Annotated in this window: 10 protein-coding genes; 8 read left to right on the top strand and 2 right to left on the bottom strand. The window is 68.2% G+C overall.

Annotation, left to right across the window (positions count from 1 at the left end):
- Positions 1-220: 220 nt before the first annotated feature.
- The 3 genes from ACWGID_RS07980 to ACWGID_RS07970 are packed head-to-tail and all read left to right on the top strand — an operon-like array spanning position 221 to position 2,723.
- Positions 221-802, top strand: a complete 582-nt coding sequence (locus ACWGID_RS07980; RefSeq protein WP_452195567.1) for an AAA family ATPase — start codon at positions 221-223, stop codon at positions 800-802.
- 54 nt (positions 803-856) lie between these two features.
- Positions 857-1,990, top strand: coding sequence for a DNA polymerase III subunit beta (gene dnaN, locus ACWGID_RS07975; RefSeq protein WP_452195565.1), 1,134 nt, complete (start codon positions 857-859; stop codon positions 1,988-1,990).
- Positions 1,991-2,027: 37 nt separating this feature from the next.
- Complete coding sequence (locus tag ACWGID_RS07970; protein WP_452195563.1) at positions 2,028-2,723, top strand: YdcF family protein; 696 nt, start codon at positions 2,028-2,030, stop codon at positions 2,721-2,723.
- Here the strand turns inward: ACWGID_RS07970 and ACWGID_RS07965 are convergent.
- Positions 2,696-3,274: a hypothetical protein gene (locus ACWGID_RS07965; protein ID WP_452195561.1), complete on the bottom strand. Its 579-nt coding sequence runs from the start codon at positions 3,272-3,274 to the stop codon at positions 2,696-2,698. The two genes, ACWGID_RS07970 and ACWGID_RS07965, sit on opposite strands and share 28 nt — an antisense overlap.
- 124 nt (positions 3,275-3,398) lie before the next feature.
- Between ACWGID_RS07965 and ACWGID_RS07960 the strand changes: the two genes are divergently transcribed.
- The gene (locus tag ACWGID_RS07960; protein ID WP_452195559.1) at positions 3,399-4,469 is read left to right on the top strand and encodes an acyltransferase family protein; all 1,071 of its coding nucleotides are present in this window, start codon (positions 3,399-3,401) and stop codon (positions 4,467-4,469) included.
- Here ACWGID_RS07960 and ACWGID_RS07955 read toward each other — a convergent pair.
- On the bottom strand, positions 4,451-5,218 hold the full coding sequence (locus tag ACWGID_RS07955; protein WP_452195557.1) for an alpha/beta fold hydrolase: 768 nt from the start codon (positions 5,216-5,218) through the stop codon (positions 4,451-4,453). The genes ACWGID_RS07960 and ACWGID_RS07955 overlap by 19 nt on opposite strands.
- Before the next feature lie 171 nt (positions 5,219-5,389).
- Here ACWGID_RS07955 and ACWGID_RS07950 point away from each other — a divergent pair, with 171 nt between their 5' ends.
- The 4 genes from ACWGID_RS07950 to ACWGID_RS07935 all read left to right on the top strand — a co-directional run bounded on the left by ACWGID_RS07950 (position 5,390) and on the right by ACWGID_RS07935 (position 8,663).
- Positions 5,390-6,361 carry a LysR family transcriptional regulator gene (locus ACWGID_RS07950; RefSeq protein ID WP_452195555.1) on the top strand — a complete coding sequence of 324 codons (972 nt, stop codon included), beginning with the start codon at positions 5,390-5,392 and terminating at the stop codon, positions 6,359-6,361.
- Positions 6,362-6,406: 45 nt separating this feature from the next.
- Complete coding sequence (locus tag ACWGID_RS07945) at positions 6,407-7,558, top strand: NAD-dependent formate dehydrogenase (protein ID WP_452195553.1); 1,152 nt, start codon at positions 6,407-6,409, stop codon at positions 7,556-7,558.
- An 84-nt stretch (positions 7,559-7,642) separates the two neighbouring features.
- Positions 7,643-7,816 carry a hypothetical protein gene (locus ACWGID_RS07940; RefSeq protein ID WP_452195552.1) on the top strand — a complete coding sequence of 58 codons (174 nt, stop codon included), beginning with the start codon at positions 7,643-7,645 and terminating at the stop codon, positions 7,814-7,816.
- An 88-nt stretch (positions 7,817-7,904) separates the two neighbouring features.
- A complete protein-coding gene (locus ACWGID_RS07935; RefSeq protein ID WP_452195550.1) occupies positions 7,905-8,663 on the top strand; it encodes a GntR family transcriptional regulator in 759 nt (252 codons plus the stop codon).
- Positions 8,664-8,802 lie beyond the last annotated feature (139 nt).

The following is an 8,802-nucleotide window of genomic DNA, read 5'->3' as shown; positions in this document are numbered from 1 at the left end:
CAACCCCCCCCCGGGGGGGTGCCCCCCCCACTCTTGCCCACCCGTCCCCCCCAACATCCCCCCACCCCCGGGGGGGGGGGCGCCCCGCGCCCCCCCCCGCGCCAGTGTTCTCAGGGAGTTCCTAACGACTTCTCAGCGTTCTTTCGGGGCCGCTGATGAATGCTGTTCGTCCTATCTGTACTTGGCTCTGTACTTGGCGAGTGCGGGAAGGACGTGCGAGGTGCATTCAGGACTTGTCGAAGGAGTGCTGCGGGGGCGGGAGCTGCGGTACGCGGTCGATGCCGTAGTACTGCTGGCGGGGATCCCTGGCGCCGGGAAGAGCACGTTGCTGCGGCGGCTGTTCACCGGCGACGAGTCGGTCCGGGTGTACGACTCGGAGCGGATCCGCAATCGGTTGGCGCCGACGTTGGGGTTCATGCCGTACGCGTGGTGGCGGCCGTTCGTGCATCTTCTGTACTACGTCACCGTGCTGAGCGGGATGCGTCGCGGCACCGGGCCGATGGTCGTGCACGACTGCGCGACCCGTCCGTGGGTGCGTCAACTGCTCGGTCGCCGAGCTCGATGGGCCGGAAGGCCGGTGCATCTGATCCTGCTCGACGTACCGGACGAGGTGGCTCGCGACGGGCAGTGGGCGCGCGGCCGGGTGGTGCGATCCGGCAGTATGGCGACGCACTGCCGACGATGGCCGGAGGTACTGGCGAAGGCGGCCGAGGATCCGGGGTACGTCGTTCCCGGCGCCGCGTCGGCGCTCACTCTGACCCGCGGAGAGGCCGATCGGATCAGCCGGATCCGGTTCGGCTGAAGAACTGTCGGTGGTGCCTGATTGACTCGTTCTTCTCGGTTGGGAGGAGATGGAATGAAGGTTCGGGTCGGGCGTGACGTGCTCGCCGAGGCAGTGGGATGGGTGGCTCGCGGGCTGCCCGGTCGGCCGAGCGTGCCGATTCTGGCCGGGATGGTGGTCGAGGCGGCGGACGGTCAGGTGACGGTGTCCGGGTTCGATTACGAGAGCTCGGCGCAGGTCAGCGTGCCGGCGGAGGTGGCCGACACGGGGCGGGTGCTGGTGTCGGGACGGCTGCTGTCCGACATCTGCCGGAGCATGCCTCGGGACTCGGTGGATCTGAGCGGCGAGGCGGCCCGGGTCCAGGTGAGCAGCGGCTCCGCCCGATTCGTCCTTCATACGCTGCCCCTCGACGAGTATCCGCCGCTGCCGGAGATGCCGGCCGCGAGTGGAGTCGTCGAGGGCGATGTCTTCGCGCGGGCCGTCGCGCAGGTGGTGAGTGCGGCCGGGCGCGACGACACGTTGCCGGTCTTCACCGGGATCCGGGTGGAGATCCGTGGGGCGGAGATCTCCCTGCTCGCCACCGACCGGTACCGGCTGGCCGTGCGGACGTTCCCGTGGCAGCCGGTCGACGCCGGCGTCGAGACGAACGCGCTGGTCCCGGCCAAGCTGCTCGCGGACGTGGCCAAGGTGATGTCCGGCGACGAGCTGACGCTGGCGCTCGGTTCGACCCGCACAGGGGACGGGTTGATCGGGTTCGAAGGCGGCGGGCGGCACGCGACCAGCCGGCTGATCGACGGCGAGTTCCCGAAGGTGCGCAGCCTGATCCCGACCGAGAGCACGATCACCAGCACGGTCACGGTCGACACCGCCGCGCTCGTCGAGGCGGTCAAACGGGTCGCGCTGGTGGCCGAGCGCTCGGCGCCGGTGCGGCTCACGTTCGAGAACGGTACGGCGACGCTCGACGCGGGCAACGGCGAGGAGGCACAGGCCTCGGAGGCCGTCGAGGTCACACTGACCGGCGACCCGGTGGTGGCCGGTTTCAACGCCGGCTATCTCCTCGACGGGCTGGCGTCACTCGGTGCACCGATCGCGCACTTCGCCTTCACGCAGCCGACCAGACCCACCAACCTCACCGGCCTCCACTCGCGCGACGACGCGCCCACGACCGACTCGGCGTACATCCTGATGCCAATGCGCCTACCGACCTGATCTCGCTGGCAGATGAACGGCTTGGACCGGGAGTGCTGTGGATGAGGATGTGATTGCGCGGTACCTCGCGCGGCGTGATCCGGTTGAGCGGCCGGTTGACCTGGTTGTGCTGATGGGGTCGGCCGTGCTGGAGTCGGTCGACGTTGCCGCCGAGGCGCATCGTGCGTACTCCGCGCCGATTCTCGTCAGTGGTGGAGTCGGGCACTCGACTCGCTTCCTCGAGGAAGCGTTGCGGCGCAGGGGTCTACCGGTCCGGACCGGTAGACCGGAGTCGCATGTCTTTCGCGACCTGTTGGTGAGTGCGGGCGTCTCCGCACCGGAGGTCGAGGACCGGTCCACCAACTGCGGCGAGAACGCGGAGTTCACCCGCCGACTGATCAGTACGCCGAAGACGCTGCTCCTCATCCAGGACCCGACGATGCAGCGCCGTACGCATGCCTGCTTCGAGCGTTCCTTCGCCGACCTCCCTGGTACGACGTTGCTCAGCCAGGCACCGTTCATTCCGTGGATCGGCCCTGACCACGTCAGCTCCGGACCGGACGGGCCGGAGATCTGGAGTCACGAACGCTTCCGCTCACTCCTCCTCGGCGAGATCAGCCGCCTCTCCCCCGACGGGTACGGCCCGCGCGGCCGCAACTTCATCGATCACGTCGACATCCCCGCCGAGGTACGCGCCGCGTACGACGAGCTCGCCGCCCGCCACCCTCAACTCGTCCGCGCCCCCGGCGCCTGAACCCGATCCATTGCAGTCAGCAGTAGCGCGGCATGTCGCTGGACGCGCTCGTCCGGGTCGTCGTCGGCGACACGTTCGACGAGCGGCCGCAGCATCGTGCCCCAGTTCAGATAGCCGATGCTGCGCACCGCGGCCGCGCGAATCATCGGGTGCTCGAAGGACAGCGCCCCGACAATCTGCGTCGTGGTCCGCTCATCGAACTCCAACGGTGCCCCGAGCCCGAGCCGGAACAACGCCTGTGCGGTCCCCGCGGCCGTCGTCGCGCGCTCGATCCCGACGAGCAGCTCGTCCGTCGACCACGCGTCCAGCCGCGCCAGCAGTTCGTCGTAGCGCCGGACCACCGCCTCCCGCTCCGCGCCCCGCACGTTGCACGCCAGCTCGTGGGAGTCCAGATCGCGCCGCAGGAACAGGACCACGTCGTCGTCATCGGACACCCAGTAGTCGTCGGCGTCACGCGGGCTCCAGCCGAGTTCGCGAACGGTACGCCGCGCGTCGTCGTCCGAGTCCCGCAGTACCAGCGTCCAGCTCTTGAACACTCTGTCCTCAGTCACTGGAACGTCCTACCAGTGCGGTGGGGTCGTCATCCGAGGGTCGGAGGGGGGATCGTGCCGTGGGCTGACGATGTGGGCGAGTGGGGGCTGCAGACTGGTGCGCGAGCTCGAGGAAAGGATGGTTGTGGAACCTTCACGGGGACGGCTCCACGAGATCGATCTGCTGCGGATCTTCGCGGCGTTCTCGGTGATGGCCTATCACTACCTGTTCTCCGCGTACGCCGGCGGACTCGGCGGGCTGCGTTTCCCGCACATCGACGTGATCGCGCGGTACGGCTATCTCGGGGTGGATCTGTTCTTCGCGATCAGCGGGTTCGTGGTCCTGCTCAGCACGTGGGAGCGCAGTCCGCGGTCGTTCGTGATGTCGCGGGCGGTGCGGCTGTACCCGGCGTACTGGGTTGCGGTCACGCTCACCGCGTTCGTGTCGGTGGCGTTCAGCCAGGGGCGGTTCCCGGTCTCATTGCCGCAGTACCTGGCGAACCTGACGATGTTCAACTCGCTGCCGAACATCGAGAACGTCGACGTCGTCTACTGGACGCTGTGGGCCGAGCTCCGGTTCTACCTGATGATCCTGGTCCTGACATGGATCGGCATCACCGCGCGCCGGGTGACGATCTTCCTCTGGGGCTGGCTGGCCGCGACCTTCGTGTTCCAGGCCGGTCTGTTGCCGCACGCAACCGACCTGGTGCTGAACACGCAGTTCTCGCACTACTTCATCGCCGGTATGGCGCTCTGCCTGATCCACCGGTACGGCGTCACGCGGCAGACCCTCGCCATCGTCGCGATCGCGCTCGGCAACGCGATCTACCGCGGGATCGGGTTCGCCGACCGGGTCGGGATCCGCTATCACACGGAGATCCACAGAAGCGCTGTGGTGGCGATCATCATCGCGATCTTCGCGGTCATGCTGGCGGTCGCGCTGCGGCTCACGCACCGCCTCGGTCGCCCCTGGTTCGCGGTCCTCGGCGCGCTCACGTACCCGCTGTACCTCGTGCACGCGCACATCGGCTTCGTCATCTTCGACCGGCTCGGCGACCAGGCGAACCACGTCCTCCTGGTCGCCGCCACGATGGCACTGATGGTCGGCGTCGCGGCTGCCCTGCACTACGGCATCGAGCGGCCGCTGGCGCCACGTCTCAAGCGCCTGCTCGACCGGATCCTCCCCGGCCGTCCGGTTCACGCACTCCGGAAGTAGTCCGTCAGCACCCGCGTCAGCGTGTCCGGCGCGAGCGTGTGGAAGGTGCCGTCATGACCCTCCACCCGACCCTGCGGCAGCGCCGCGGCAGTCAGCCGCACGCTCTCCTGCAGCCAAGCCGGACTGGCGTTGCTGTACAGCGCCAGCGTCGGCAAGTCCACAGACGCCAGCAGATCCACCGGTACGGCGCTGTCGCGCATCTGCAACGCGTCGTAGACCAGCGTGGGCGCCATCGCTTCCAGACCCGCCCACATCGGCGACTGCCGGATCTGCTCGACCACCTCCCGCGGCTGACCAACCGCCTCGACCATGAAGAGCTCAGCGGCCCCGCCGAGGTTCCCGGCGTCGACGAACTCCTGCAGCCGCTCCACGTACCGCTCCGGTGCCGGCGGCGCTCCCGCGACCCGGAACGGCGGCTCAACGACCGCCTGCTTCTCGAACGGCAGACCAGCCTGCAGCAGCACCATCGACCCCGACGAGAACGCACACGCGTACTGAGCGTCGGTAGCCGACCGCACCGCGTCCAGGTCCTCCCACTCCCGCTCCACGGCGTAGGAGTCCGAGTCGCCAGAGTCACCACGGCCACGGCGGTCGTAGTTGACCACAGTGAACGCCGACGACAGCGCCTCGACGTACTCACCGAAGAATGACCGGCCGGTGAACGCACCGGCGATCAGCACCAGACCGGGTCCGCTGCCCGTCACGTCGTACGCGAGCGCGGTGCCGTCTTTCGAAACGACCTTGTCCATCACACAACTCCTTCTGGCAGAGATACCTCTGCCAGACCGTCGAACGAGTTCCGGCGCAACAGACACGGTGTGATCCAGTTCACACTGCCGTCGAGATCTTCCCGGCGCCAGACCAGCTCACTACAGTTGGATTATGTATACAGGCGACTGCACACCGTACCGGGGTCGTTGATGCTGCTCCGCCAGCTGGAGTACCTCGTCGCGCTCGCCCGGGAGAAGCACTTCGCCCGCGCGGCGGACGCCTGCTACGTCTCGCAGCCGTCACTGTCCGCCGCGATCCGGAAGCTCGAGCAGGAGCTCGACGTACCGATCGTGCGTCGCGGCCGCCGCTTCGAGGGGCTGACGCCCGAGGGTGAGCGGGTGCTGCTCTGGGCGCAGCGGATCCTCGCCGAGCAGGACGCGTTGCGGCACGAGCTGTCAATGATGCGCGGCGGCCTCACCGGCACGCTGCGCATCGGCGCGATCCCGACGGCCATGCCGGTCGTCTCGCTGCTGACCACTCCGTTCTGTGAACGCCATCCGAATGCGCGCGTGACGCTGGAGTCGCTGTCGTCGCGGGACATCACCCAGAAGCTCGCCGAGTTCGACCTGGACGTCGCGATGACGTACCTCGACGACGACACGCTCGGGCAGGTCCGCAAGACACCGCTGTACGAGGAGCGCTATCTGCTGCTGACGCCGAAGCACTCGAAGTCGGCCGACCAGCCGATCGCGACCTGGGCCGAGGTCGCGGAACTGCCGCTGTGCCTGCTCTCCCCCGACATGCGCAACCGCAGGATCATGAACGGCTACTTCACCGAGGACGGCGTGACCGCGACCCCCGCGATCGAGAGCGACACCGTCTCCGGGTTGTACAGCCATTTGCACGGCAGCCATTGGTCGACCGTCATCTCACACGCGTGGCTGCACATGTTCGGCGTACCCGATGGAATGCGCGTCGTACCGCTGAAGAGTCCCGCCCGTGGGCCGCGGGTCGGGCTGGTGATCGCTGCGCGCAGCCCGGAACCGGTACTCGCGCGCGCATTGCTGGATGTCGCGCGGCAGGCCGGCGTACACAAAGCTCTCGACGATCTGTTGGACGTGCATTTGATGGATTCCGGCTATCTCGACATAGCGAGCAGGTCTTTGACCGCCCGGCCGTGACGCAGCGATGGTGAAAATCCCTTCAGGACAAGGAGATTTCCCATCATGGCGAAGATTGTCTGCGTGCTGTACGACGACCCGAGGACCGGCTACCCGACCTCGTACGCACGCGACGAGATCCCGGCCATCGACGGCTATCCGGGCGGCCAGACCGCGCCGTCACCGAAGGCGATCGACTTCACGCCCGGCGCCTTGCTCGGCAGCGTCTCCGGTGAGCTCGGGCTGCGGAGCTTCCTCGAAGGTCAGGGGCACGAACTCGTCGTCCTGTCCGACAAGGAGTCGGCGCTCGACCGCGAACTGACGGACGCGGACGTCGTGATCTCGCAGCCGTTCTGGCCTGCGTACCTGACCGCGGAGCGGATCGCGAAGGCGCCGAACCTCAAGCTCGCGATCACCGCGGGCATCGGGTCGGACCACGTCGACCTGGACGCGGCGATCGGGGCCGGCATGACCGTTGCCGAGGTCACCTATTCGAACAGCATCAGCGTCGCCGAGCACGTCGTGATGATGATTCTCGGACTGGTGCGGAACTACCTGCCGTCGTACCAGGTGGTGGTCGACGGCGGCTGGAATATCGCGGACTGCGTGGCGCGCTCGTACGATCTCGAGGGGATGCACGTCGGGACCGTCGCGGCCGGGCGGATCGGGACCGCCGTACTGCGCCGGCTCGCGCCGTTCGACGTGAAGCTGCACTACACCGACCGGCATCGCCTGCCGGAATCGATCGAGCGGGAACTGAACCTCACGTTCCACCCGAGCGCGGCCGACATGGTGCCGCATTGCGACGTGGTGACGATCAACGCGCCGCTGCACCCGGAGACCGCGGGACTGTTCGGCGACGAGCTGCTCGCGACGATGAAGCGCGGGACCTACCTGATCAACACCGCACGCGCGAAGATCGCCGATCGCGGCGCGATCGTCCGCGCACTGGAGCGCGGCCAACTCGCCGGGTACGCCGGTGACGTCTGGTACCCGCAGCCCGCGCCGGCCGACCACCCGTGGCGGACCATGCCGCACCACGGCATGACGCCGCACATCTCCGGCTCGTCGCTGTCCGCCCAGACCCGGTACGCCGCGGGAACCCGGGAGATCCTGGAGTCCTGGCTGGGTGGTACGCCGATCCGCGACGAGTACCTGATCGTCGACGGCGGGCGGCTGGCCGGCGCGGGGGCGCACGCGTACTCGACCAGGGTGTAACTGGGATCACGTGAGGGGCGGGCACAATCGGTCAGTACACCTGGTCTAATGTATACAGAAGCCAGAATTCAAGGAAGGGTAGCAATGATCTTCACACGTAGGTTCGGTGCTCTGGCGGCGCGGCCGCAGTTCCCGGATGCCCCGGAGCTGCAGGAGCTGAACAACCCCGTGGACCTGGACGCCGAGCTCGCCCGGCTGACCGGGGACACTCCGCCGGCCGGCGACGAGCGCCGTACAGCCGACGAACCGGCCGCTTGACACGATCGGCGGCGAAGCCGGAAACGCACTGTGGCACTTGGTAGACTGTCTACCAAGTGCCACGGCTGTAGGACCGAAAGGGACCTCGATGACGACGATCAGTGCAGGGCCAGGGGCGGGTGCGGAACCGGCCGGGGTGCGGCACGTCAAGCGGCCGACACCGTTGCGGGAGTCGGTCTACGAGGCGCTCACCGAGATGATCATCGACGGTACTCTCGAGCGCGGCCGGCACCTCGTCGAGGTCGAGCTGGCCGGTCTGCTCGGCGTCTCCCGGCAGCCAGTGCGCGAGGCGCTGCAGCGGCTGAACAACGAGGGCTGGGTGGACCTGCGGCCCGGGTTCGGTGCGATGGTGCACGTTCCGGCTGAGGACGAGGTCGACCAGTTGCTGGCGGCCCGCGCGGCGCTAGAGTCCGAGTCCGCGCGACTCGCGGCCCGGCACGCGACCAAGGACGACGTGGCCAAGCTGCGGGAGCTCTGCAAGGTGGGGACGGCGTTCCAGGAGGCCGGCGACATCGACGGCACCGTGCGGACGAACGCCGAGCTGCACAGCCTGATCACGCAGATGTCCGGCAACCGGTTCCTCGTCGACTTCGCGGCGCAGGTCGACCGCCGCGTCCGCTGGTACTACACACCCGTTGCTCCGGTCCGTGGTGCCGCCTCCTGGCGCGAACACAACCGCCTGGTGAAGGCGATCAGCGACGGCGACGAGGACAAGGCCGCCCAGATCATGCGCGAACACACCGAGCACACCCGCAAGGCCTACCACGACCTCCAGGCAAGCACCGAGCCCACGCAACCCTCCGACCCCGACCCAACCCCCCGCCGCCGACGCCGCACCACCAGCTAGCCCCCGCGCGGAGCGGTGTTCTTTCATGCGAAAGGTCGCCCGCATCCTTCGGTGGGATGGGGGGGGCCCGGGTGATTGGCGCCCGGGGGGGTTTTTGGGGGGTGTTGGGGGGTGGGGAGGTGGGGGGTAAGGTCGACGG

It is taken from the genome of Kribbella sp. NPDC054772, from assembly GCF_053611945.1.
Note: the sequence above shows the minus strand (reverse complement) of the source record. Positions and strands in the feature narration are given on the sequence as shown.

What these genes read in the sequence shown, in the direction of transcription:
- dnaN (WP_452195565.1), top strand. Translation starts at nt 857, where the DNA reads ATGAAGGTTCGGGTCGGGCGTGACGTGCTCGCCGAGGCAGTGGGATGG.
- ACWGID_RS07955 (WP_452195557.1), bottom strand. Translation starts at nt 5,218, where the DNA reads ATGGACAAGGTCGTTTCGAAAGACGGCACCGCGCTCGCGTACGACGTG.
- ACWGID_RS07950 (WP_452195555.1), top strand. Translation starts at nt 5,390, where the DNA reads ATGCTGCTCCGCCAGCTGGAGTACCTCGTCGCGCTCGCCCGGGAGAAG.
- ACWGID_RS07945 (WP_452195553.1), top strand. Translation starts at nt 6,407, where the DNA reads ATGGCGAAGATTGTCTGCGTGCTGTACGACGACCCGAGGACCGGCTAC.
- ACWGID_RS07940 (WP_452195552.1), top strand. Translation starts at nt 7,643, where the DNA reads ATGATCTTCACACGTAGGTTCGGTGCTCTGGCGGCGCGGCCGCAGTTC.
- ACWGID_RS07935 (WP_452195550.1), top strand. Translation starts at nt 7,905, where the DNA reads ATGACGACGATCAGTGCAGGGCCAGGGGCGGGTGCGGAACCGGCCGGG.